This window comes from Vibrio sp. F13 (assembly GCF_020806305.2).
GTDB lineage: Bacteria > Pseudomonadota > Gammaproteobacteria > Enterobacterales > Vibrionaceae > Vibrio > Vibrio crassostreae_C.
In genome coordinates this window covers 1702805-1726971 of record NZ_CP170175.1, presented here as the reverse complement: position 1 = coordinate 1726971, position 24167 = coordinate 1702805, and the positions used below count along the sequence as shown (strand labels likewise).

Annotated in this window: 17 protein-coding genes, 5 tRNA genes and 3 rRNA genes; 15 read left to right on the top strand and 10 right to left on the bottom strand. The window is 45.8% G+C overall.

Features of this window, described 5'->3' with window-relative positions:
* Positions 1-143 precede the first annotated feature (143 nt).
* Positions 144-398: a hypothetical protein gene (locus LMH68_RS07870; protein WP_017058818.1), complete on the top strand. Its 255-nt coding sequence runs from the start codon at positions 144-146 to the stop codon at positions 396-398.
* An 83-nt stretch (positions 399-481) separates the two neighbouring features.
* On the opposite strand, the gene tusA is transcribed toward LMH68_RS07870, so the two are convergent.
* A complete protein-coding gene (gene tusA / locus LMH68_RS07865; protein WP_004736675.1) occupies positions 482-733 on the bottom strand; it encodes a sulfurtransferase TusA in 252 nt (83 codons plus the stop codon).
* A 149-nt stretch (positions 734-882) separates the two neighbouring features.
* On the opposite strand from tusA, the gene LMH68_RS07860 reads away from it, so the two are divergent.
* Both LMH68_RS07860 and LMH68_RS07855 read left to right on the top strand, forming a co-directional pair.
* On the top strand, positions 883-1068 hold the full coding sequence (locus tag LMH68_RS07860) for a hypothetical protein (RefSeq protein ID WP_004736674.1): 186 nt from the start codon (positions 883-885) through the stop codon (positions 1066-1068).
* 156 nt (positions 1069-1224) lie between these two features.
* The gene (locus LMH68_RS07855; protein WP_017058819.1) at positions 1225-2166 is read left to right on the top strand and encodes a LysR family transcriptional regulator; all 942 of its coding nucleotides are present in this window, start codon (positions 1225-1227) and stop codon (positions 2164-2166) included.
* Between the two features lie 135 nt (positions 2167-2301).
* On the opposite strand, the gene LMH68_RS07850 is transcribed toward LMH68_RS07855, so the two are convergent.
* The 3 genes from LMH68_RS07850 to fadB all read right to left on the bottom strand — a co-directional run bounded on the left by LMH68_RS07850 (position 2302) and on the right by fadB (position 6886).
* On the bottom strand, positions 2302-3282 hold the full coding sequence (locus LMH68_RS07850; RefSeq protein WP_017058820.1) for an MDR family oxidoreductase: 981 nt from the start codon (positions 3280-3282) through the stop codon (positions 2302-2304).
* Positions 3283-3524: 242 nt separating this feature from the next.
* A complete protein-coding gene (gene fadA / locus LMH68_RS07845) occupies positions 3525-4688 on the bottom strand; it encodes an acetyl-CoA C-acyltransferase FadA (protein ID WP_017058821.1) in 1164 nt (387 codons plus the stop codon).
* Between the two features lie 26 nt (positions 4689-4714).
* Positions 4715-6886, bottom strand: a complete 2172-nt coding sequence (gene fadB, locus LMH68_RS07840; RefSeq protein ID WP_017058822.1) for a fatty acid oxidation complex subunit alpha FadB — start codon at positions 6884-6886, stop codon at positions 4715-4717.
* Between the two features lie 227 nt (positions 6887-7113).
* Between fadB and LMH68_RS07835 the strand changes: the two genes are divergently transcribed.
* The 11 genes from LMH68_RS07835 (at position 7114) to LMH68_RS07785 (ending at position 15960) form a co-directional block, all read left to right on the top strand.
* Positions 7114-7737: a YigZ family protein gene (locus tag LMH68_RS07835; protein ID WP_017058823.1), complete on the top strand. Its 624-nt coding sequence runs from the start codon at positions 7114-7116 to the stop codon at positions 7735-7737.
* A gap of 34 nt (positions 7738-7771) precedes the next feature.
* Positions 7772-9229, top strand: a complete 1458-nt coding sequence (locus LMH68_RS07830) for a TrkH family potassium uptake protein (protein WP_010433127.1) — start codon at positions 7772-7774, stop codon at positions 9227-9229.
* 10 nt (positions 9230-9239) lie between these two features.
* Positions 9240-9767 carry a menaquinone-dependent protoporphyrinogen IX dehydrogenase gene (gene hemG, locus LMH68_RS07825; RefSeq protein ID WP_229648146.1) on the top strand — a complete coding sequence of 176 codons (528 nt, stop codon included), beginning with the start codon at positions 9240-9242 and terminating at the stop codon, positions 9765-9767.
* A 507-nt stretch (positions 9768-10274) separates the two neighbouring features.
* A 16S ribosomal RNA gene (locus tag LMH68_RS07820) occupies positions 10275-11829 on the top strand.
* A gap of 121 nt (positions 11830-11950) precedes the next feature.
* Positions 11951-12026: transfer RNA gene (locus LMH68_RS07815), tRNA-Glu, on the top strand.
* Positions 12027-12028: 2 nt separating this feature from the next.
* Positions 12029-12104: transfer RNA gene (locus LMH68_RS07810), tRNA-Lys, on the top strand.
* A 25-nt stretch (positions 12105-12129) separates the two neighbouring features.
* Positions 12130-12205: transfer RNA gene (locus tag LMH68_RS07805), tRNA-Ala, on the top strand.
* Between the two features lie 28 nt (positions 12206-12233).
* Positions 12234-12309, top strand: a tRNA-Val gene (locus LMH68_RS07800).
* Between the two features lie 345 nt (positions 12310-12654).
* Positions 12655-15548 (top strand): 23S ribosomal RNA (locus LMH68_RS07795).
* A 134-nt stretch (positions 15549-15682) separates the two neighbouring features.
* Positions 15683-15798, top strand: a 5S ribosomal RNA gene (rrf, locus tag LMH68_RS07790).
* Together the 16S, 23S and 5S rRNA genes with 5 tRNA genes alongside form the textbook arrangement of a ribosomal RNA operon.
* A gap of 71 nt (positions 15799-15869) precedes the next feature.
* Positions 15870-15960: transfer RNA gene (locus tag LMH68_RS07785), tRNA-Ser, on the top strand.
* Positions 15961-16047: 87 nt separating this feature from the next.
* Here the strand turns inward: LMH68_RS07785 and LMH68_RS07780 are convergent.
* From LMH68_RS07780 to ilvY, 4 genes are all read right to left on the bottom strand, one after another.
* Positions 16048-17083 (bottom strand): IS630 family transposase gene (locus tag LMH68_RS07780; protein ID WP_141707904.1). Its coding sequence is split into 2 segments (ribosomal slippage): positions 16048-16623 and positions 16625-17083, totalling 1035 coding nucleotides; the frame shifts between segments, so codons are not numbered across the junction.
* Between the two features lie 246 nt (positions 17084-17329).
* Positions 17330-17566 carry a helix-turn-helix domain-containing protein gene (locus LMH68_RS07775; RefSeq protein ID WP_413754933.1) on the bottom strand — a complete coding sequence of 79 codons (237 nt, stop codon included), beginning with the start codon at positions 17564-17566 and terminating at the stop codon, positions 17330-17332.
* Entirely contained in the window at positions 17535-17804 is a 270-nt protein-coding gene (locus LMH68_RS07770; protein WP_413754931.1) for a helix-turn-helix domain-containing protein, read from the bottom strand. The genes LMH68_RS07775 and LMH68_RS07770 overlap by 32 nt, the downstream gene beginning before the upstream one ends.
* A 113-nt stretch (positions 17805-17917) precedes the next feature.
* Positions 17918-18808: an HTH-type transcriptional activator IlvY gene (gene ilvY, locus LMH68_RS07765; protein ID WP_065583844.1), complete on the bottom strand. Its 891-nt coding sequence runs from the start codon at positions 18806-18808 to the stop codon at positions 17918-17920.
* 146 nt (positions 18809-18954) lie between these two features.
* Here ilvY and ilvC point away from each other — a divergent pair, with 146 nt between their 5' ends.
* On the top strand, positions 18955-20439 hold the full coding sequence (gene ilvC, locus LMH68_RS07760) for a ketol-acid reductoisomerase (RefSeq protein WP_229648036.1): 1485 nt from the start codon (positions 18955-18957) through the stop codon (positions 20437-20439).
* Positions 20440-20673: 234 nt separating this feature from the next.
* Here the strand turns inward: ilvC and ubiK are convergent, their stop codons facing one another.
* Together ubiK and LMH68_RS07750 are read right to left on the bottom strand one after the other, a co-directional pair.
* The gene (gene ubiK / locus LMH68_RS07755; RefSeq protein WP_004740921.1) at positions 20674-20925 is read right to left on the bottom strand and encodes a ubiquinone biosynthesis accessory factor UbiK; all 252 of its coding nucleotides are present in this window, start codon (positions 20923-20925) and stop codon (positions 20674-20676) included.
* Between the two features lie 119 nt (positions 20926-21044).
* Positions 21045-24167, bottom strand: a complete 3123-nt coding sequence (locus LMH68_RS07750; RefSeq protein WP_210449409.1) for a multidrug efflux RND transporter permease subunit — start codon at positions 24165-24167, stop codon at positions 21045-21047.

The following is a 24167-nucleotide window of genomic DNA, read 5'->3' as shown; positions in this document are numbered from 1 at the left end:
ATTGAGTCTTATTATACTCAATCAGTAGAGTAATGTGTTGTAGGTCATACTCTTACAGTATTGTGGGGTTTATCGAGCGAATGGACATATAACTGTCATACTTGTCATGATATTTTAATCTTGTGAGTTAAGAACACGAGGGCATGATTATGTTGACGCGTTATATGGGTATTACTCCACAAAGCCAAAGTTATCTATTTACTTTTGGTCTTGCACTTACACTGTTAGGCATGGTGTTGACGGACATGTGGCTGCCAATGGTCGCGGGTGCCATCATCATGACTGCACTTGCGGTAGAGGCTTGGATTCGGGTCGCGCATATTATTCCGATGCGCAAAGATATCCGAGAAATTCAGCATCAGCTGGAGCATCTGCAAAACAAATCTAGAAGCGAATAAACAAAAAGCCGCTCGTACTCTGAGTTCTGTTTAAGAACATAAGGTACGAGCGGCTTTTTTGATACTTGATAGTCGGTGGGGCGTTACGCCTCCAATCCCTTTCTGATCAAATACTGGTAAGGCAACGTTTCTGTTGCTTGGCCTACCAACTGGTGATCCATGAATCGACAAAAGCTCGGAATATCTCGAGTTGTCGAAGGATCGTCAGCTTTTACCAGTAACACATCGCCATCCTGCATGTTTCTAATTGTCTTCCTGACCATCATTACTGGTTCCGGGCAACGCAGGCCTTCAGCTTCTAAAGTATGGGTTGCCAGTTCAGGTTTGAATGTCATGGTTTGTATCTCTATATCTATCTAACGAGTGAATAATACGTCTGCAGAAAAAATATGCAATAAGTGCTTGGCAAACAGAATCATTTCCTATAACTTAGTTAACAAGTTGATAACAACTTGAAGCAAAGGCAACTAGCTAAGGAGTGGCGATGTTGACAGGATTAGATAGATTAACAATTTATTCGGTTCTCTGTTTTATTTCTTTTTGTGCGTTAGTACTACGCTCATCGACAGAGACCTCACTGATGCCTATTTTTGGCATAGTAGCAACGATTATTGGTATTTGGGTAGAGATGCGCCGTTGGCAAGGTATAGCCGAAGAGCAAGAGCACTAACCCGAATACAGCAAGCGAATTCCGATACGACAACATTCCGACACTATCCCCCAATTTTCTTGGGCTTCCCCGCGTAATTGCGGGATTTTTTTTATCTAAAGCATGCTATAAACAACTTAGTGACTAATGGCAATCGTATACAGCTAGGTAAGTGGCGTGGAATTAGAAGACATCTATCGTAGAGACCTTAATTTATTGGTCGCTTTAAAGGTATTGATTGAAGAGGGCAGCGTAAGCCAGGCCGCGCTTCGTCTTAACTTAAGCCAATCCGCAACCAGTCGAGTATTAGGGCGTTTAAGAGAATTACTAAACGATCCGTTGTTTACACGTCAAGGTCAGCACCTTATTCCTACCAAGAAAGCACTCGAGATCAGTCAGCGTATTGATCAGCCTTTGGAGTCTTTTCGCCAATTGCTGAGTCCGAGTGACTTTGACCCTTACTATTGCAGCGAACGTTTTCTGATCGCTACCACCGATTATGCGATGCAAACCATCTTGCCTTATGCGTTGCCTAAGATTTATGAACAAGCACCCAATATCTCTTTGGAGTTTGCTCCGTTGCAGCATGAGCATTTGTTTAAACAGCTCAGCACCGAACGCGTTGATATGGCGATCTGTCGTCCGAGTGGCAGCATTGCACCACTTCATCAAGAAGTCTTGGGGCCGGTTGGTGTGTCGTGTCTGTTATCTAAAAACCATCCATTAGCCGATCAACCTTTAAGCCTTGCAGACTATGTTTCACTCCCACATGCGATGATTGCGATCAGTGATGGTGTTAAGGCTTTATTGGACAACGCTTTAGCTAATCAACAACCCAGAAAAATGGTACTGCGTGCTTATCACCTTGAAGCGGCATTGGCGATTGTCGATAGAATGCCGTTGGTGATTACTGTGCCTGCTGATTTGGCTTATTTGGTAGCAGAGCGTTATGACTTGGTTGTTAAGCCATTACCATTTGAATTTATGCCGTTTGATTACTCACTGATCTGGCACTCGCGTTGCGATTCTTCTGCTTCACAACAATGGTTAAGAAGAGTGGTAAAAGAAGAGTGTGGTGAGTTGATTCAAAAACGGATTGCGGATGTCGGTTTGGGGTAACCGGATCTGAGTCTGAGTTCACTTGACCCGAATGACAAAAACGCAAAAGGGCTGATAAAAATCAGCCCTTTGTTGTTTTGGGTTATCCAAGCCTAAAGCTGTTGCTTAAGGTTTGATAACTTTATGTTTGAGAGCCTATAGTTTAATGACTACGCGACCAGTGATTTGACCGTTAGTGATGTCTTCTGCTGCTTGAATTGCACCGTCTAAAGACACTTCTTTGGTCGCTTGAGCGTAGAAAGATTCTGGTAGTAGCTCAGCCAGTTGTTCCCACGCTTTAATACGTTTTTCACGAGGGCACATTACAGAATCAACACCTTGTAGGCGAACGTTACGCAGAATGAATGGCATTACCGTGGTTGGTAAGTCAAAACCGCCAGCTAGACCACACATCGCAACCGCACCGTTGTAATCAATTTGCGCCAATACTTTCGCAAGCACTTTGCTGCCTACCGTATCGATAGCGCCAGCCCACAGTTGTTTTTCTAGTGGCTTAGCTGGTTCTTCTAGTTCAGCACGCTCTACAATACGTGTCGCGCCTAGTGATTTAAGTAGTTCACCGTTTACAGAAGCACGGCCAGTCACTGCTGCCACTTTGTAGCCCAGTTGGTTTAGTAGAGTGATAGATACGCTACCTACACCGCCACTTGCGCCGGTAACTAGGATTTCACCGTCTTCAGGCTTGATGCCAGCATCGACAATAGCTTGAACACAAAGCATTGCTGTGAAGCCTGCTGTACCAATCGCCATTACTTTCTTAGCGTCTAGACCTTTAGGCATCGGCACTAACCAGTCACCGTTTAGACTTGCTTTCTCAGCCATGCCGCCCCAGTGACCTTCACCAACACCCCAACCAGTTAGAACCACTTCGTCGCCTGCTTTGTAGCGAGGGTCATCAGATTGTGAAACCACACCAGAAAGGTCGATACCAGGAACCATAGGGAAGTTGCGAACAATGCGCCCTTTACCTGTAATCGCCAAACCATCTTTGTAGTTCAAAGAAGAGTAGCTAACATCAATCTTCACGTTACCTTCTGGTAATTGAGATTCTTCAATTTGAGAAACTGACGCGATAGTTTTTTTGTCTTCTTGGTTTAGTACAAGTGCTTTAAACATGATCTGCTCCGTGGAGGAATATTAGGAAACTGAAGTAACTTTAGTTGAATCATCCGAGAAAAAATAATGAAACATCAACATTGAATATATGCGTTTTGTGCATAGATGTCAGGGTTGGTTTTTCTCTCGTTGAGTTCGCTGAACACAATCGATGCATTGTTGGATGCCAAGCAATAAAAAGTGCAGCTATATAAATATAGCTGCACAAAAGATTACCCTTCAAATATTACAGTCAGTAAACGCTATGGGCGTTCAAATACCGTTGCAATACCTTGGCCTAAACCAATACACATAGTCGCCAAGCCGTATTTCACGTCTTGTGCTTCCATCAGGTTGATTAGCGTCGTCGAGATACGAGAACCAGAACAGCCTAGTGGGTGACCCAGAGCAATCGCACCGCCGTTAAGGTTTACTTTCTCGTCAACAACATCCAGTAGACCTAAGTCTTTAGCACAAGGTAGAGATTGAGCAGCAAACGCTTCGTTTAACTCAATCACACCCATGTCTTCAATGGTTAGTCCTGCACGTTTAAGTGCTTTTTGGGTTGCTGGTACTGGGCCGTAACCCATGATTGAAGGATCGCAGCCAGCGATAGCCATAGACTTCACGCGAGCGCGAATCTTAAGGCCAAGTGCGTTAGCTTTCTCTTCGCTCATGATAAGCATTGCAGAAGCACCATCAGACAGAGCTGATGAAGTACCTGCTGTTACTGTGCCGTTTGCTGGGTCAAATACCGGACGCAGCTGGGATAAGCCTTCAACTGTTGTCTCTGGGCGAATGACTTCGTCGTAATCCAGAGTGAACAGAGAACCGTCTGCAGCGTGAGCTTCGGTTGGCAGGATTTCATTTTTGAAACGACCTTCAACCGTAGCTGCTTGAGCGCGAGCATGTGAGCGTGCTGCGAATGCATCTTGGTCTTCACGGCTAATACCGTGCATTTTGCCTAACATCTCAGCGGTTAGCCCCATCATGCCGGCCGCTTTTGCTACGTGTTTTGACATGCCTGGGTGAAAATCAACACCATGGTTCATTGGTACGTGGCCCATGTGCTCCACACCACCAATCAGGCAGATTTCAGCATCACCAACCATGATAGAGCGAGTTGCATCATGTAAAGCTTGCATAGATGAACCACATAAACGGTTGACTGTTACAGCACCAATCTCAATCGGTAGACCAGCAAGCAAGGCAGCGTTACGTGCAACGTTGAAGCCTTGCTCTAGTGTTTGTTGTACACAACCCCAGTAAATATCTTCAATTTCGACAGGGTTTACTTCTGGGTTGCGCTCTAAAATGCCTTTCATCAAATGTGCAGACAGATCTTCAGCACGAGTGTGACGGAAAGCTCCACCTTTGGAACGTCCCATTGGGGTGCGAAGGCAATCAACAACAACTACATTTTTCATTTTGCTATTCCTTTTCCAAATGTGGGTTACAGAGAACTGGCTTGTTGGCTGTCGTAAAAGCTTTCGCCCTTCGCTGCCATATCAAGCAATAGCTGAGGAACTTGGTACATTGCACCTAAGTCTTGGTAGCCTTTCGCCATTTCAACGAAGTTACCAATGCCCACACTGTCTAAGTAGCGGAATACGCCGCCTCTAAATGGAGGGAAGCCTAAACCGTAAACCAGTGCCATATCCGCTTCTTGCGGTGTCGCGATAATGCCTTCTTCTAGACAAAGCACCACTTCGTTGATCATTGGAATCATCACGCGCTGGATAATTGTTTGGTCATCAAAATCTTGTGGTGCTTGACATACGTCAGCCAAGATAGGAAGAATGTCTTCAGAGAAGGTCTTCTTCGGACGACCACGCTTGTCTACGCTGTATGTGTAGAAACCGCTACCGTTTTTCTGACCGTATTTTTCAGCAACGTAAAGTGCATCAATCGCATCACGACCTTCTTTGCCCATACGCTCTGGGAAACCTTGCGCCATCACAGCTTGTGCGTGGTGTGCAGTGTCTAGGCCTACAACGTCTAGTAAGTAAGCCGGGCCCATTGGCCAACCGAACTTGCGCTCCATCACTTTATCGATCTTAGTGAAATCAGCACCGTCGCGTAGCAACATGCTGAAACCGCCAAAGTAAGGGAAAAGTACACGGTTAACGAAGAAGCCTGGGCAGTCGTTAACAACGATTGGGGATTTACCCATCTTCGCTGCGTAAGCAACCACGCGATTGATGGTCTCTTCTGAAGTTTGTTCACCACGGATGATCTCAACCAAAGGCATGCGATGCACAGGGTTAAAGAAGTGCATGCCACAGAAGTTTTCTGGGCGCTTCAGTGATTTCGCTAGCAGGTTGATCGGAATTGTAGAGGTGTTTGATGTTAGAACCGTGTCTTCACCAACCAAACCTTCCACTTCGCTCAGTACTGCTGCTTTTACTTTCGGGTTTTCTACTACTGCTTCAACAATCACATCCGACTGTTCTACACCCGCGTAATGCAGGCTTGGAGTAATAGAAGACAGAATACCTGCCATCTTGAATCCATCTAAGCGACCGCGTGATAAGCGTTTATTCAACAGCTTAGATGCTTCGTTCATACCTAGATCAAGCGATGCTTGTGCGATGTCTTTCATCATCACTGGCACGCCTTTTAGAGCTGATTGGTAAGCAATACCGCCGCCCATGATACCTGCACCAAGTACGGCTGCACGCTCAGTTGCTTTGTTTGCTGACTTACCCGCTTGTTTCGCTAAGCCTTTGATGTACTGGTCATTCAGGAATAAGCCAACTAATGCTTTTGCTTCTTCCGATTTCGCTAGCTTAACGAAGTGCTTACGTTCGATGTCGAGTGCTGCATCGCGATTGCTGCGTGCTGCTTCTTCAATCGCAATCACAGAAGTAATCGGAGCTGGGTAGTGAGGCCCTGCTTTTTGAGCAACTAAGCCCTTCGCCATGGTAAAGCTCATCATCGCTTCGAGTTTGCTTAGTGAAAGCGCTGATGTCTTTTGTTTACGGCGTAGCTGCCAGTCTAATTTTTCATTAGCAGCCAGAGAAACGGTATTGATTGCCGATTCTAGTAACTGGTCTGTTTCAACAATCGCATCTAACAAGCCAACTTTAAGCGCTTCATCTGCACGGCATGCTTTGCCTTGCGTGATAATTTCCATTGCGCTGTCAGCACCGATAACACGAGGTAGGCGCACACAACCACCAAAACCAGGCATGATGCCAAGTTTGGTTTCAGGTAGACCAATGCTGGTGGTCTTGTCACCGATACGGAAATCGGTAGCGAGTACACATTCACAGCCGCCGCCAAGGGCATGGCCACGCATCATTGAAAGAGTTGGGACAGGAAGGTCTTCGAGCTTGCTGAAGATTGAATTAGCGAATCTTAACCATTCATCAAGTTCTGCTTCTGGCTTAGCAAATAGGCCAAGAAATTCAGTGATGTCTGCGCCTACAATGAACGCGTCTTTGTTTGAAGTTAAGATTAAACCACGTAATCCTGCGTGAGCATTAAGAGCATCTAACGCTTTATCTAGTGATTCTAAAGTAGCAAGGTCGAGTTTGTTTACAGAGGCTGGTGCACAGAAGCTTAATTCCGCAATACCATCTTGTAATTCCTTTACCTGTAGGGTGTTAGCTTGGTAAATCATTGTCTATCTCCATGACATACAATCCACGATTGTTTGAGAGAATCTTGTTATCTTTCTATTATTGTAGAATACCTGGTAAGACCAGTTATCTTAGTCTGTACCTCTGCTTGATTAATTTCAATACATTTTTTAAACAATTGTTTAACATTGTGCGATGGCACAGATCCTCTAACCCTTATTATTCACGCGTGATACACTTCGTCGCTCTTATTAACTAAGTTAACGATATGAATGAACAGCCTTATTTAATACCTTCTGCGTCGGCTCTGTTTGAAGAAGAGATAAAAAAGAGCGTCTTTATTACGCATCTTGCTCATACTCCAAGTGTTGAAGCTGCAAAACAGTTCGTAGAACAGGTGAAAAAAGAGCATTCTTCAGCACGACATAACTGTTGGGGTTTTGTTGCTGGTCGACCTGAAGACTCAATGCTTTGGGGTTTCAGTGATGATGGTGAACCCTCGGGTACAGCGGGTAAGCCTATCTTGGCGCAACTATCGGGCTCTGGTGTCGGTGAATTAACGGCTGTTGTGACGCGCTACTCTGGCGGAATTAAGCTTGGAACCGGCGGTTTGGTTAAGGCTTACGGCGGTGGCGTACAACAAGCTCTCAAGCTGCTTCAAACTATCGAGAAAAAAATAACCACAAAATTACGGCTAGAGTTAGACTATGGCTTTGTGCCGATCGCACAATCCATCATGGCTCAGCATCAGGCTGTTGAGGTCCAAGCGGATTATGGTGTTCAAGTTGAGCTTATTATTGAAATAGAGCTCCTTCAGGTAGATTCGTTTACCCAAACCATGATCAATAAAAGCGGTGCTAAGGCACTGGTAACGAAAGTCAAAGACAACTAGGAAGTGTGAAGCATTTCGCTTCGTTCAATAGCTCATGCAATTTCGCTCAATTATTCGAATCGTCGGATTATTATTAGCACTTTTTAGTGTATCAATGCTTGCTCCTGCGCTCGTCGCACTGATCTATCGAGATGGTGCGGGTGTGCCATTTGTGACGACCTTCTTCGTTCTCTTATTCTGTGGAGCAACTTGCTGGTTTCCAAACCGACGTTATAAGCATGAATTGAAAGCGCGTGATGGCTTTTTGATTGTTGTTCTGTTTTGGACGGTAATCGGTAGTGCGGGTGCGCTGCCGTTTTTGATCGCCGATAACCCCAATGTGTCGGTAACCGATGCTTTCTTCGAATCCTTCTCTGCATTAACTACGACAGGTGCGACCGTAATTGTCGGCCTCGATGATCTGCCTAAGGCGATTCTTTTTTATCGTCAGTTCCTACAATGGTTTGGTGGTATGGGTATCATCGTATTAGCGGTAGCTATCCTCCCTGTTCTGGGTATCGGTGGTATGCAGTTATATCGTGCTGAAATCCCGGGTCCAGTAAAAGATAGCAAGATGACTCCGCGTATTGCTGAAACGGCAAAAGCGCTTTGGTACATCTACCTGAGCTTAACCATTGCTTGTGCAGTGGCGTTTTGGCTTGCTGGGATGAGCTTCTTTGATGCCATCAGTCATAGCTTCTCTACTATTGCGATTGGTGGCTTCTCGACTCACGATGCGAGCATGGGGTATTTCAATAGCCCTGCGATCAACATGATTACGGTCGTGTTCCTTCTTATCTCTGCGTGTAACTATTCGCTTCACTTTGCTGCATTTGCTTCTGGTGGTGTGCATCCTAAGTATTATTGGAAAGATCCTGAATTTCGCGCCTTTATCTTTATTCAAGTAGTCTTGTTCTTAGTTTGTTTCTTATTACTGCTTAATCACCACTCTTATGACTCGTATTATGATGCTTTTGATCAAGCGTTGTTCCAAACGGTGTCTATTTCAACAACCGCAGGCTTCACCACCACAGGTTTCTCTGAGTGGCCGTTATTCTTACCTGTGCTGCTTCTGTTCTCTTCTTTTATAGGGGGCTGTGCAGGTTCAACGGGCGGTGGTATGAAAGTCATTCGAATCTTATTGCTTACTCTGCAAGGTGCTCGTGAAATGAAGCGCCTTGTCCACCCGCGTGCTGTCTATACCATCAAGGTTGGTGGTTCTGCGTTACCACAACGTGTTGTTGATGCGGTTTGGGGCTTCTTCTCTGCATACGCATTGGTTTTTGTGGTTTGTATGTTGGCTCTTATTGCTACTGGGATGGATGAGCTGAGTGCTTTCTCTGCCGTAGCGGCAACATTGAATAACCTTGGCCCGGGCTTAGGTGAAGTGGCAATGCACTTCGGCGATGTGAATGATAAGGCCAAATGGGTGTTGATCGTATCTATGCTGTTTGGTCGTTTAGAGATATTCACCTTATTAATTTTATTGACCCCTACGTTTTGGCGTAGCTAAGGACAACATTGTGGCAAAAGCTCTATTTTTGTATTCAAGCCGTGAAGGGCAAACCAAGAAGATCTTGAACTATATAAAAGAAGAAATGAATGAGTTCGAATGTGAGCTTCAAGATCTGCACACTATTGGCAAGGTGGACTTTGCTCAGTACGACAGAGTGTTGATTGGCGCATCGATTCGTTATGGCCACCTTAATAAGAAGCTATATCAATTTATTGATGCCAACCTTACTCAGTTGCAATCAAGCAAGGTTGCGTTCTTCTGTGTTAACTTAACGGCGCGTAAAGAAGACCAAGGCAAAGATACACCAGAAGGCAGTGCGTATATTAAGAAGTTCCTTACCAAGTCTCCATGGCAGCCGACTTTAATCGGTGTATTTGCAGGTGCCCTCTATTACCCACGTTATAACTGGTTCGATAGAACCATGATCCGCTTTATTATGAATATGACAGGTGGTGAAACGGATACAACGAAGGAAGTTGAGTACACAAACTGGGAAAAAGTCTCTTTGTTCACTGAAAAACTGAAGAATATGTAAGATAAAAGCCTACTTTTGAGGCGTTTTGAGTTCTTTTTAATCGAACGAATAAAAAAACGGAAAAAACTTAAAAAAGGGCTTGCCAGTGTGATCGAAATCTCTATAATGCCACCTCGCTGACACGGGATGGCTTCTTAGGAAACCAGAACGAATCAGCAAGCCAAATTAGCCAAGCCAAGCGCTTGAAAAAAGTTTTGAAAATAGTGGTTGACACTAAAACTTAAATCGCTAAAATGGCCGTCCGATTTGAGCGAAGCTCAAAAAGGAAAAGCTCTTTAACAATTTAAACCTATCAATCTGTGTGGGCACTCGTTGATGAATATCAAAAATTGATTCTTAGGAATCACATTGATTTCAATGAACTGAGTGACCAATCGATAATTTATTATCGGCACAGTCAATTCATTATCATTCTGTTGGAATGGTAATAGCTTTAGAATTACTTTTTGTAGTTTTGAAGTCAGTATTCGTTGAGTCACACCTATTAATTTAGGTAATCAAAACTTTAAATTGAAGAGTTTGATCATGGCTCAGATTGAACGCTGGCGGCAGGCCTAACACATGCAAGTCGAGCGGAAACGAGTTGTCTGAACCTTCGGGGAACGATAACGGCGTCGAGCGGCGGACGGGTGAGTAATGCCTAGGAAATTGCCTTGATGTGGGGGATAACCATTGGAAACGATGGCTAATACCGCATAATGCCTACGGGCCAAAGAGGGGGACCTTCGGGCCTCTCGCGTCAAGATATGCCTAGGTGGGATTAGCTAGTTGGTGAGGTAATGGCTCACCAAGGCGACGATCCCTAGCTGGTCTGAGAGGATGATCAGCCACACTGGAACTGAGACACGGTCCAGACTCCTACGGGAGGCAGCAGTGGGGAATATTGCACAATGGGCGAAAGCCTGATGCAGCCATGCCGCGTGTATGAAGAAGGCCTTCGGGTTGTAAAGTACTTTCAGTTGTGAGGAAGGGGGTAGCGTTAATAGCGCTATCTCTTGACGTTAGCAACAGAAGAAGCACCGGCTAACTCCGTGCCAGCAGCCGCGGTAATACGGAGGGTGCGAGCGTTAATCGGAATTACTGGGCGTAAAGCGCATGCAGGTGGTTCATTAAGTCAGATGTGAAAGCCCGGGGCTCAACCTCGGAACTGCATTTGAAACTGGTGAACTAGAGTACTGTAGAGGGGGGTAGAATTTCAGGTGTAGCGGTGAAATGCGTAGAGATCTGAAGGAATACCAGTGGCGAAGGCGGCCCCCTGGACAGATACTGACACTCAGATGCGAAAGCGTGGGGAGCAAACAGGATTAGATACCCTGGTAGTCCACGCCGTAAACGATGTCTACTTGGAGGTTGTGGCCTTGAGCCGTGGCTTTCGGAGCTAACGCGTTAAGTAGACCGCCTGGGGAGTACGGTCGCAAGATTAAAACTCAAATGAATTGACGGGGGCCCGCACAAGCGGTGGAGCATGTGGTTTAATTCGATGCAACGCGAAGAACCTTACCTACTCTTGACATCCAGAGAAGCCAGCGGAGACGCAGGTGTGCCTTCGGGAGCTCTGAGACAGGTGCTGCATGGCTGTCGTCAGCTCGTGTTGTGAAATGTTGGGTTAAGTCCCGCAACGAGCGCAACCCTTATCCTTGTTTGCCAGCGAGTAATGTCGGGAACTCCAGGGAGACTGCCGGTGATAAACCGGAGGAAGGTGGGGACGACGTCAAGTCATCATGGCCCTTACGAGTAGGGCTACACACGTGCTACAATGGCGCATACAGAGGGCAGCAAGCTAGCGATAGTGAGCGAATCCCAAAAAGTGCGTCGTAGTCCGGATTGGAGTCTGCAACTCGACTCCATGAAGTCGGAATCGCTAGTAATCGTGAATCAGAATGTCACGGTGAATACGTTCCCGGGCCTTGTACACACCGCCCGTCACACCATGGGAGTGGGCTGCAAAAGAAGTGGGTAGTTTAACCTTTCGGGGAGGACGCTCACCACTTTGTGGTTCATGACTGGGGTGAAGTCGTAACAAGGTAGCCCTAGGGGAACCTGGGGCTGGATCACCTCCTTATACGAAGATATTTGCGATGAGTACCCACACAGATTGATTAGGTTTAGAAAAGTAAAGAGATGAAGAACTCCCAAGTTCTTCGAAGTTTGCTTCTACTTTTAAAGTAGAGATGAATTGCAGTGTCCCGTTCGTCTAGAGGCCTAGGACACCGCCCTTTCACGGCGGTAACAGGGGTTCGACTCCCCTACGGGATACCATTGGGTCGTTAGCTCAGTTGGTAGAGCAGTTGACTTTTAATCAATTGGTCGCAGGTTCGAATCCTGCACGACCCACCATTTCCTCCCAAGGAAATAAAAATATGGGGCTATAGCTCAGCTGGGAGAGCGCCTGCCTTGCACGCAGGAGGTCTGCGGTTCGATCCCGCATAGCTCCACCATTCCTTCCATTAGGAATTAAAACTTTATGGGCGATTAGCTCAGTTGGGAGAGCACCTGCCTTACAAGCAGGGGGTCACTGGTTCGAGCCCGGTATCGCCCACCATCTTTAAGCATTCTCGTAAGAGAGTATTTAAAAATGGGTTTAAAAGTTTAACACTTAAAACTCTTGCTCTTTAACAATTTGGAAAGCTGACTGATTGATTACTTACGAGTAATTCAATCAAATTTAAAAGTTCTCAATGTTTATCTTTCATTAGATAAACACAACAAACACATTCAAGTGTCTTGTATTCGAATCAAACTTAGTTTGATTCACAATTGAGTCCGGCAAACAGTCATTGAGAATTAACCCTTCTTAATGACAACCAAAAACCTTGGTTAGTTGCCATACGCTTATTTGTCTTCACTTTTTAAAGTGAAAGCAAATAGAAACCCTTTCGGGTTGTATGGTTAAGTGACTAAGCGTACACGGTGGATGCCTTGGCAGTCAGAGGCGATGAAAGGCGTAATAACTTGCGATAAGCCCAGATTAGGTAGTAATAACCTTTTGAGTCTGGGATTCCTGAATGGGGAAACCCACTTACATAAGTAAGTATCCTGTTGTGAATACATAGCAACAGGAGGCAAACCGGGGGAACTGAAACATCTAAGTACCCCGAGGAAGAGAAATCAACCGAGATTCCGAAAGTAGCGGCGAGCGAAATTGGATTAGCCCTTAAGCTTTTAATGATGCAGGTGAAGAGTCTGGAAAGTCTCGCAGTAAAGGGTGATAGCCCCGTAACCGACACATCATAATCAGTGAAAACGAGTAGGGCGGGACACGTGATATCCTGTCTGAATATGGGGGGACCATCCTCCAAGGCTAAATACTACTGACTGACCGATAGTGAACCAGTACCGTGAGGGAAAGGCGAAAAGAACCCCTGTGAGGGGAGTGAAATAGAACCTGAAACCGTGTACGTACAAGCAGTAGGAGCACCTTCGTGGTGTGACTGCGTACCTTTTGTATAATGGGTCAGCGACTTAATTTTAGTAGCAAGGTTAACCGTTTAGGGGAGCCGTAGGGAAACCGAGTCTTAACTGGGCGTACAGTTGCTAGGATTAGACCCGAAACCAGGTGATCTAGCCATGGGCAGGTTGAAGGTTGAGTAACATCAACTGGAGGACCGAACCGACTAATGTTGAAAAATTAGCGGATGACTTGTGGCTAGGGGTGAAAGGCCAATCAAACCTGGAGATAGCTGGTTCTCCCCGAAAGCTATTTAGGTAGCGCCTCGGACGAATACTACTGGGGGTAGAGCACTGTTAAGGCTAGGGGGTCATCCCGACTTACCAACCCTTTGCAAACTCCGAATACCAGTAAGTACTATCCGGGAGACACACGGCGGGTGCTAACGTCCGTCGTGGAGAGGGAAACAACCCAGACCGCCAGCTAAGGTCCCAAAGTATAGCTAAGTGGGAAACGATGTGGGAAGGCTCAGACAGCCAGGATGTTGGCTTAGAAGCAGCCATCATTTAAAGAAAGCGTAATAGCTCACTGGTCGAGTCGGCCTGCGCGGAAGATGTAACGGGGCTAAGCTATACACCGAAGCTGCGGCTACGTACCTTAGGGTATGTGGGGTAGGGGAGCGTTCTGTAAGCCGTTGAAGGTGGTCTGTAAGGGCTGCTGGAGGTATCAGAAGTGCGAATGCTGACATGAGTAACGATAAAGGGAGTGAAAAACTCCCTCGCCGGAAGACCAAGGGTTCCTGTCCAACGTTAATCGGGGCAGGGTAAGTCGACTCCTAAGGCGAGGCCGAAAGGCGTAGTCGATGGGAAACGGGTTAATATTCCCGTACTTCTTACAATTGCGATGGGGGGACGGAGAAGGCTAGGTGGGCCTGGCGACGGTTGTCCAGGTTCAAGTACGTAGGCGGGTGGTTTAGGTAAATCCGGACCGCTATTAACGCTGAGATACGATGTCGAGCTACTACGGTAGTGAAGTCATTGATGCCATGCTTCCAGGAAAAGCCTCTAAGCTTCAGATTGTAAGGAATCGTACCCCAAACCGACACAGGTGGTCGGGTAGAGAATACCAAGGCGCTTGAGAGAACTCGGGTGAAGGAACTAGGCAAAATGGTACCGTAACTTCGGGAGAAGGTACGCTCTTATCAGTGAAGTCCCTTGCGGATGGAGCAGACGAGAGTCGCAGATACCAGGTGGCTGCAACTGTTTATTAAAAACACAGCACTGTGCAAAATCGTAAGATGACGTATACGGTGTGACGCCTGCCCGGTGCCGGAAGGTTAATTGATGGGGTTAGACTTCGGTCGAAGCTCTTGATCGAAGCCCCGGTAAACGGCGGCCGTAACTATAACGGTCCTAAGGTAGCGAAATTCCTTGTCGGGTAAGTTCCGACCTGCACGAATGGCGTAATGATGGCCACGCTGTCTCCACCCGAGACTCAGTGAAATTGAAATCGCTGTGAAGATGCAGTGTACCCGCGGCTAGACGGAAAGACCCCGTGAACCTTTACTACAGCTTGGCACTGAACATTGAACCTACATGTGTAGGATAGGTGGGAGACTTTGAAACCGCGTCGCTAGATGTGGTGGAGTCGTCCTTGAAATACCACCCTTGTAGTTTTGATGTTCTAACGTTGGTCCCTGAATCGGGATTACGGACAGTGCCTGGTGGGTAGTTTGACTGGGGCGGTCTCCTCCCAAAGAGTAACGGAGGAGCACGAAGGTGGGCTAAACACGGTTGGACATCGTGTGGTTAGTGCAATGGCATAAGCCCGCTTGACTGCGAGAATGACAATTCGAGCAGGTGCGAAAGCAGGTCATAGTGATCCGGTGGTTCTGAATGGAAGGGCCATCGCTCAACGGATAAAAGGTACTCCGGGGATAACAGGCTGATACCGCCCAAGAGTTCATATCGACGGCGGTGTTTGGCACCTCGATGTCGGCTCATCACATCCTGGGGCTGAAGTCGGTCCCAAGGGTATGGCTGTTCGCCATTTAAAGTGGTACGCGAGCTGGGTTTAGAACGTCGTGAGACAGTTCGGTCCCTATCTGCCGTGGGCGTTGGAAAATTGAAAGGGGCTGCTCCTAGTACGAGAGGACCGGAGTGGACGAACCTCTGGTGTTCGGGTTGTCATGCCAATGGCATTGCCCGGTAGCTAAGTTCGGAATCGATAACCGCTGAAAGCATCTAAGCGGGAAGCGAGCCTTGAGATGAGTTTTCCCTGGCACTATAAGTGTCCTAAAGGGTTGTCGTAGACTACGACGTTGATAGGCAGGGTGTGTAAGTGCTGCGAGGCATTGAGCTAACCTGTACTAATTGCCCGTGAGGCTTAACCATACAACACCCAAGGGGTTTTGTGGACTCAAAGAAATACCAAACGCTTGAATGAGTTTGAAAGAGACTTTTAAATCAGTTTTCCAGATTATTTTGCCTTCAGTTTTTAAAAAAGCTGAAAGTAAAAGCAAAATTTGCTTGGCGACCATAGCATTGTGGACCCACCTGATTCCATGCCGAACTCAGAAGTGAAACACAATAGCGCCGATGGTAGTGTGGGGTTTCCCCATGTGAGAGTAGGACATCGCCAGGCTTTAAATATCGTTACCTGTGTATACATGTAACAACATCTACAGTGTACTAATCTGTTGATGACAATTTGTTGGAGGGATGGCTGAGTGGTCGAAAGCACCGGTCTTGAAAACCGGCAACCGTTAATAGCGGTTCTAGGGTTCAAATCCCTATCCCTCCACCACCATTGAAAAGCCCGCTGAGAAATCAGCGGGCTTTTTTCATATCTGTGTAGAAAAACAAAAAAGAGTACTAATACCAATCCGGAAAATTAACTGATCAGGTCAGTCCAATCTCTTGTACACATTTTTGTGACGCGATCTTTGCACTCAAGAAATCCATTCCAAGCGCTACAGACCTTCGAAACAATATCGTTATAATCAATGAAGTTTTGGTTTGCTAGATAGTGTTGCCTTAACCAACTCCACACTTGCTCTATAGGGTTAAGCTCTGGTGAGTATGGCGGCAATTTGATAATACTGACATTATCAAATGGGTTAGCAATATCATCGGTATGCCATCCTGCGCCATCCATTATTACCACTGAATGACGGTCTTTTTCTGTGACTTTAGATATCTGCTCTAGATGGTTTATCATGATGTCTTTGTTAACCCAAGGGACGACCATTGCCTCACCAATCCCTCTCGATGGGCACACTGAGCCAAACAAATAAGCGTATTCAAATTGCTGCTGTTTTACTACGCGAGGTCTCGTTCCACGAGTAGCCCAAAGACGTGTTGTTGTGTTCTGCTGACCAAACCTAGCTTCGTCTTGAAACCAGACATCAACACTCTCTAGCCCAATATGGCCGGGGATCTTAAGGATTGTTTCGATTTGGAATTTTTTTAAAATCGTCCTGTATTTGCTGTGATTGTTTAGGGTGTTTGGAACGAGAAGTTATCCAAGAAAAACCCATGTGGTCGAGGAGATAATAGATGGAATTAGGGTGGTAGTGCTTGTCAAAGTGTTTAACGATGTAGTCATGTATATCGCTTCCAACAAGGCGGCCACCAGAAGGTGATTCAGCTTCTTTTTTTATGAAGGCACTGAGTTGAGCCCGCTGCTCATCGGTGAGGTATGCAGGCCTACCAGTCCGAGGTTTTTCTTGAAGTCCTTCTAGGCCTTCTTCAAAAAAAATCCGAACCCATTTATTGACACTGGTTCGACTGACTTTGAGAGATTTTGCAATTTGTGTACGAGAGAGGCCGTCTTTAAAGTGTGCTAGCGCAAGTAAACGCATCTTCATCTGAATGGTTTTTTGCTGGCTCGCAAGCTTTTTGAAGTCAGTGTTATTAAGGCTATCCATGGCTAAATTTCACAATAATTCATCAATCTTAATTAGATCACATTTTTACTTTAATTGGTATCACCAATCCCTCTCGATGGGCACACTGAGCCAAACAAATAAGCGTATTCAAATTGCTGCTGTTTTACTACGCGAGGTCTCGTTCCACGAGTAGCCCAAAGACGTGTTGTTGTATTCTGCTGACCAAACCTAGCTTCGTCTTGAAACCAGACATCAACACTCTCTAGCCCAATATGGCCGGGGATCTTAAGGATTGTTTCGATTTGGAATTTTTTTAAAATCGTCTTGTATTTGCTGTGATTGTTTAGGGTGTTTGGAACGAGAAGTTATCCAAGAAAAACCCATGTGGTCGAGGAGATAATAGATGGAATTAGGGTGGTAGTGCTTGTCAAAGTGTTTAACGATGTAGTCATGTATATCGCTTCCAACAAGGCGGCCACCAGAAGGTGATTCAGCTTCTTTTGAGTTGAGCCCGCTGCTCATCGGTGAGGTATGCAGGCCTACCAGTCCGAGGTTTTTCTTGAAGTCCTTCTAGGCCTTCTTCAAAAAAAATCCGAACCCATTTATTGACACTGGTTCGACTGACTTTGAGAGATTTTGCAATTTGTGTACGAGAGAGGCCGTCTTTAAAGTGTGCGAGCGCAAGTAAACGCATCTTCATCTGAATGGTTTTTTGCTGGCTCGCAAGCTTTTTGAAGTCAGTGTTATTAAGGCTATCCATGGCTAAATTTCACAATAATTCATCAATCTTAATTAGATCACATTTTTACTTTAATTGGTATAACGTGCTCTTTATCTGTGACTCCACACCGGCTTGTTATCACTTATAGATAACTAGTCTTGGAGGTATTTACCTTCAGCTACCTGCCAAAATGCTCTAATTAATGGATTTTCTAACTGCGATCGCTTACAGCACACTCCCAATTCAAACGGCTTGATTGGCTCTATTTTTAAGCGGTCGACTTTATCTCTCACAGGACTGTTGTTGATTACAACGTCTGGCGCAATACCAACACCACAACCAAGGGCAACCATACTGACGATCGCTTCATGACCAGATACCTGAGCGTAAATATTGGGTTTTATCTTCATCTTTTTGAACCACGCGTTCGCACGTTCTCGTGCAGTACCTGCTTCTGGGATGATAAAAGGTACTTCATTCCAGTTTGGTTTATCTGATTGCAGCTGCTGGCTAAAACTACTCACACCGGATGGGATGATGACTGACAGTGGTATATCGCTGATGGTTTCGAACTCTAATCTTGAGGGAAGAATGTCTGGCTTCGCTGAGATAGCAATATCTGCTCCATCATTTAAAATCTTGTCGATGGATTGAGCCGGATCGCCTGTAGAGAGCTTAAATTCAATGTACGGATGAATAGCTCTGAATTCGGTTATGAGCTCAGGTAGGTGGCTGTAACTAGCCGTTACCGAGCAAAATATGCGAATTTCACCTTTAAGTTCTTGCTCACCACCTTTCAGGTGAAGATTGTATTGCTGCCACTCTCCAACGATGCTTAATGCTACTGGCAATAGGTGCTTTCCTGCTGGAGTGAGATCAACACTGCGGTTGTCTCTGATTAGCAGTTCTTGTCCTGTTTCCTCTTCAAGCTTTTGTATCTGACGGCTCAGCGCTGAAGGACTGACGTGCATAGCAGCAGCGGTTTTGCTGAAACTCTTGCTGTCGCATAAATGTATAAATAATTGTAGAGATTTTATGTTCATGTTCTGCGATCGTTTCCATGTTGCATTTATTGCAATAACTAATTGTGAATATATCACTTTCAGCAACGGAGTGTCTGTTTTAGTATGAAGTCATTCGATAGAGAGATATCGACCTTACGGACTTATTTTTAAAGGAGTGCCCTAGAATGGCTAACTATTTCAATACATTAAACCTTCGTGAACAACTAGACCAATTAGGTCGTTGCCGCTTTATGGATCGTGAAGAATTCGCGACAGAAGCTGAATACCTTGAAGGTAAGAAAATCGTAATTGTTGGTTGTGGTGCTCAAGGCCTAAACCAAGGTCTAAATATGCGTGATTCTGGTCTAGACGTATCTTACGCTCTACGCCAAGCGGCAATTGATGAAAAGCGTCAATCATTCAAAAATGCTGATGAAAACGGCTTTGTTGTGGGTAGCTACGAAACGCTAATCCCTCAAGCAGACCTAGTAATCAACCTTACTCCTGATAAGCAACACACAAACGTTGTTGAAACAGTAATGCCTCTAATGAAGCAAGGCGCTGCTCTTGGTTACTCTCACGGCTTCAACGTTGTGGAAGAAGGCATGCAATTACGTGCTGACCTTACTGTAGTAATGGTTGCACCTAAGTGTCCAGGCTCTGAAGTTCGCGAAGAGTACAAACGTGGCTTCGGTGTACCAACACTTATCGCTGTTCACCCAGAAAACGACCCTAAAGGCGAAGGTTGGGATATCGCTAAAGCTTGGGCTGCAGGTACTGGTGGTCACCGTGCAGGTTGCCTAGAGTCTTCTTTCGTAGCAGAAGTTAAATCTGACCTGATGGGTGAGCAAACTATCCTTTGTGGCATGCTACAAGCGGGTTCTATCGTATCTTACGAGAAGATGATTGCTGATGGCATCGAACCTGGCTACGCAGGCAAGCTTCTACAATACGGTTGGGAAACGATTACTGAAGCACTTAAGTTTGGTGGCGTAACTCACATGATGGATCGCCTATCTAACCCGGCTAAAGTTAAAGCGTTTGAGCTTTCTGAAGAGCTTAAAGACCTAATGCGTCCGCTTTACAACAAGCACATGGATGACATCATCTCTGGTCACTTCTCTAGCACAATGATGGCTGACTGGGCGAACGATGACGTGAACCTACTAGGCTGGCGTGAAGAGACAGGCGAAACTGCATTCGAAAACTACCCAGCTTCTGACGTAGAAATCTCAGAGCAAGAGTACTTCGACAACGGCATCCTACTTGTTGCTATGGTTCGTGCGGGTGTTGAGCTAGCGTTCGAAGCAATGACAGCATCTGGCATCATCGATGAGTCTGCATACTACGAGTCTCTACATGAGCTTCCACTAATCGCGAACACGGTTGCTCGTAAGCGCCTATACGAAATGAACGTTGTAATCTCTGATACTGCTGAATACGGTAACTACCTGTTCGCTAACGTTGCAACACCACTACTACGTGAGAAGTTCATGCCTTCAGTAGCAACAGACGTAATCGGTCGTGGTCTAGGTGAAGTATCTAACCAAGTAGATAACGCTAAACTAATCGAAGTTAACGAAGCTATCCGTAACCACCCAGTTGAGTACATCGGTGAAGAGCTACGTAGCTACATGAGCGACATGAAGCGCATCGCAGTAGGCGGTTAATCTCTTAACTCGATAACATCGAACAAATTTAAAGAGCTCCAAAAACTGGAGTCATAAATAAAAACACAACATCTAATTAAAAGGCTTGGTCGCCGTTGACCAAGCCTTTTTGTTTATTGGGAAAGATGTATCGCGACTCGGAGTGTTGTTAGGAGTCTAGACCGAAAAACTCGAGTGCATAAAAAAGGGCTGACGTTTTCACGTCAGCCCTCTTATCTTTGCTCGCTTGAGTGCTTACTTGTCTGCAAGCTTAGCTTCTAGCTCTGCAAGCTTTTGTTCCATTTCAGTGAGCTTCTGGCGAGTGCGAAGCAGTACTTGTGTTTGAACATCAAACTCTTCACGGCTCACAACGTCTAGCTTGTTGAGTTGGCCTTGGATAACTTGGCGAACTTTTTGGTCTACGTCTGAACCAAGCTCTTTTACTGGTTGAGGCATAGAATCGTGGATCTGCTTAGCAATTTGCTCTAGTTTTTTTGGATCAAACATATCGATTAAAACTCCTGACTATTTATCACTATTCTATTTAATCACACTTGAGATGTCGCCTATCGCGTATAAAAAAAGGCCACCGAAGTAGCCTTTTTGATTGTTTTACGACTTAGCGATTACTTGTTATCTGCTAATTCTCTGTGTGCTGCTTTTGCTTCATCGACGCGAGCTAGTTTTTCTAGATCTTTGTCTTCCACAAATACAGGAAGAGGTTTGTGTTTTTCAGCTAGGTAGCTGTAAATCACTGGCAGTACAAATAGCGTAAAGATAGTACCAATCGCTAGACCAGCAACGATTACGATACCGATACTAAAGCGCTGAGCTGCACCTGCACCACTTGCGTACATCAGTGGGATTAGACCCGCGATCATCGCAGCTGTTGTCATCAGAATTGGACGAAGACGAACTTTTGCTGCTTCCATCACCGCTTCAATACGAGTCTTGTGGTGATGCAGTTGTTCTTCTTTTGCAACCTCACAGATTAATATACCGTGCTTGGTAATCAGGCCGACCAGCGTGATTAAACCTACTTGTGAGTAGATGTTCATCGTTGCCGCACCCCAAGCTAGAGCAATTAGGGCACCACAGATCGCCAGTGGTACAGATACCATGATAACCAGTGGATCTTTTAGAGATTCGAACTGAATCGCCAGTACCAAGAAGATGATTGCTAGCGCCAGACCAAAGGTTGCGTAAAGTGCGCTACCTTCTGTTACGTATTGGCGCGCTTCACCCATGTAATCGTGGTTGTAGCCACTTGGTAGTTTATTTGCTGCTGTATCTTCAAACCAAGCAATTGCATCACCCATTGCCGCACCTGGTGCAGGTACCGCACCAATCGTCGCTGAGTTCAATTGGTTGAAGTGAGGAAGAGAACGAGGTTCTGCCACAACATCAATCGTAATCAAACTGCCTAGTGGTACAGCATTACCGTCCGCAGCACGTACGTAGTAGTTATTCATCGATTCTGGGTTCAAACGGAATTTACGTTCAACCTGAGGGATAACCTCGTAAGAACGACCATTCAAGTCGATACGGTTTACGTAGCCATCTGACATCATTGTACCTAGCGTGATACCGATATCTTGCATGGTTACGCCGTATGCGCCCGCTTTATCCTTGTCGATGTGTACTTTCATCGTTGCTGAGTCGTAGTTCAGATCGAGATCCGAGTATACGAATAGTGGGTTTGTCGCTACATCAGTCAAAATGTCAGTGGTGATTTGGAACAAGCTTTCAAAACTGTTTGGCGTTGTAATAACAAACTGAATTGGAAGGCCTGAACCTGCACCTGGTAGTTCTGGCATTTGGAAGGCTGTTACGGCCATTCCTGGAACATCTTTCACCAAACCACCAACGCGGTTTGCTACCTCAGATTGGCTTGCTTCACGCTCACTCCAAGGAACCATAGATGCAATACCAAACGCTTGGTTTGCATTAGGAACACCTGTGAACACCTGCGCGTAAGCTACTTCTGGCTGATCAGACAGAATCTTGTTTACGTCGTTCATGGTATTTTGCATGAAGTCTAAGTTTGCATTAGATGGTGCAGTACCCATCAGCATGATTACACCTTTATCTTCTGAAGGTGCTAATTCACTAGGGATGAACTTGAACAACATCGGCAAACTTGCAAATACGATGATAGCAAAGCCAATAAATACTGGACGATGTTGCATTACCGCGCCAAGCATACGCTCGTAACGGTTAGTCATACCATCCAAAACGCTATGAACCTTCTGCTCAAACTTGCTCGGCTCAGCGTGAGCTTTCAGCATTTTTGAACACATCATTGGCGACAGCGTTAGTGCCACGATACCTGATACAAATACAGAACCGGCTAGGGTTAATGCGAACTCTTTAAATAGTGAGCCCGTGATACCGCCCATCATCGCGATTGGAGCATAAACCGCACCTAGCGTGAGTGTCATTGCGATAACAGGCACCGCAATTTCACGAGTACCGATGATCGCAGCGCGGAAAGGGGACTCACCGAGCTTGATATGCCTGTCGACGTTCTCAAGTACCACGATCGCATCATCTACCACCAGACCGATGGCGAGTACCATTGCCAGTAGTGTCATCAGGTTCCAAGAGAAGCCCATCGCCTGCATTACCATTGCCACACCAATCAGAGATAGTGGGATAGTAACGATAGGAATCAGTACCGCTCGGAATGAACCTAAGAACAATGTGATTACGATTAATACGATTAATGCCGCCTCAAGAATTGTCTTGATAACTTCTTGAATTGACTCGTTAATCGCAATGGTTGAATCGTACATTACGTTCATTGAGATGTTGCTTGGAAGGTTCTTCTCTAGCTGAGGAAGAAGCTCAAGTACATCTGCAGCGATGTTGATTGGGTTCGCACTTGGTGCCGCATTAATTGCTGCAACAACCGCCTCCTGACCGTTCGCACTTGCACGATAAACGTCATGGCTTTTCTCTAGAGAAACCTTAGCGATGTCAGACAGACGGATAATCTCACCTTCACCACTTCTAACGACTAAGTTCTCTAACTCTTCAGTGTTTGATACTTGTGTATCAGCACTGCCATTGTAGAGAACGAACTCACCGGTTGCTTGACCCGTTGCCGATTGGTAGTTGTTGGCATTCAGTACCGACATCACATCGCTAGCGGTTAGATCAACTGCAGCCATTTTTGACGGGTCTAGCCATACGCGTAGTGCGTATTTCATACCACCGTATAGGTCAACTTTCGATACACCGTTTACCGTAAATAGCTGCGGGTTGATTACACGCTCTAGATAATCGGTAATTTGGCTCGACACCAACTCATCACTAGTAAAACCAATGTAGAGTACCGCCGTTGTTGAACCGGTCGACATGGTTACAGTTGGATCTTCCGCTTCTTTTGGAAGCTGAGAACGAACCGAGTTTGTCTTGGCCAGTATGTCAGACAGCGCTGCATTCGGGTCGGTGTTCAATTTCATGTTAACGGTAATCGTAGAGCTACCGAGTACAGAAGATGAAGTCATATAATCGATGTTATCCGCTTGTGCCACAGCCTGTTCGAGGGGCTGGGTGATAAAGCCTTGGATAAGATCGGCACTTGCACCGTAGTAACTCGTGGTCACGGTTACGACGGTATTCGTCATTTCAGGGTATTCACGCACCTGCATTTTGAAGATTGCTTGTAAGCCAAGCAGCGCAATCAAAAAGCTGATGGATACCGCTAGAACTGGACGTTTAATAAAAACATCAGTAAAGCGCAT